Consider the following 1,175-nt stretch of genomic DNA (forward strand, 5'->3'; position numbering starts at 1 on the left):
CCCGGATTTCCCGTTCCTGCGCGAGGACCCGCCGCAGGTCCGCCCGCAGGAGGTGACGATGGCCGGCTCGCTGATCGACTCGCTGTCCGAGCCGGCGCTCTCGGACTTGCGCAGCACCCCGAGCACGCCCGCCTTGGCCGCCGACCGCACCAGGAACGCGTTGTCGGCGCCGGTGAACACCAGCACCTCGATGCCGCGTTCGCGCAGCGTGGTGACGTTGTCCTCGGGGGTCGAGCCGTCGGGCAGGCGCAGGTCGAGCACGACCAGATCCAGGGCGTCGTCGGCGGCGAGCAGCCCGGCCACGGTGTCGGCGGTGGCGACGAGGTCCAGATCGGGTTCGGGCCCGAGCATGGCCGCCAGCCCGATCGCGACGGACTCGTGGTCCTCGACCAGCCCGATCCGCCGTACCGCCGGAGTCTGCTGCAACTCGCTCACCGACCACTCCCCATCCTCGAACACCCTTCGCGGCCAGCCCGCGACCCGTCGGTGTCGAGTTCTACCGCATCCGGCGCCCACCGGCACCGCGCACGGGCGCGCGGAGCTGGAGCGGTTCCTGGACCGGGTGCCCGCGCACGTGCTCGTCGTGCTGGACGAGGCCTACTACGAGTACCTCCGGCTGACCCCGGAGAACCGTCCCGACGGCGTCGAGATCGGGCGCACGCGGCCGAATGTGGTGGTGCTGCGGACCTTCTCGAAGGCCTACGGCCTGGCCGGCCTGCGCGTCGGCTACGCCGTCGGCGATCCCGAGGTGATCACCGCGCTGCTGAAGGTGCACATCCCGTTCAGCGTGAACCGGGTGGCGCAGGCGGCCGCGATCGCCTCGCTGGAGGCCCGTGGCGAACTCCTGGACCGGACCGATGTCCTGGTCACGCAGCGCCACCAGGTGCGGGACGCGCTGCTGGCGGCCGGTTACGAGGTGCCGTCGAGCGAGGCCAACTTCGTCTGGCTGCCGCTGGGCGAGCGGACCACCGCCTTCGCCGAGGCGAGTGCCGCCGCCGGCGTGTTGGTGCGGCCGTTCGCCGGCGACGGCGTGCGCGTGACGATCGGTGATCCGCACGAGAACGAGCAATTCCTGGCGTTCGCCACGGCGCCGGAGGCGAAATCCGGCAAACCGGTGGTGATCGTCAACCGCGGCCAGACCCGCGGCGACGAGCACGCGACCGTCCGCGCCGACC

Annotated in this window: 2 protein-coding genes; one reads left to right on the forward strand and one right to left on the reverse strand. The window is 72.3% G+C overall.

What is annotated here, in order from left to right; genetic code table 11:
- The coding region (locus ACWDNU_RS46460; protein ID WP_449673523.1) for a response regulator at positions 1 to 435 on the reverse strand (435 nt) is incomplete at its 3' end.
- A gap of 127 nt (positions 436 to 562) precedes the next feature.
- Between ACWDNU_RS46460 and ACWDNU_RS46465 the strand changes: the two genes are divergently transcribed.
- Positions 563 to 1,175: aminotransferase class I/II-fold pyridoxal phosphate-dependent enzyme (locus tag ACWDNU_RS46465; protein ID WP_449673524.1), on the forward strand; the 613-nt coding region annotated here is incomplete at its 3' end.

It is taken from the genome of Amycolatopsis sp. NPDC003676 (assembly GCF_053587275.1).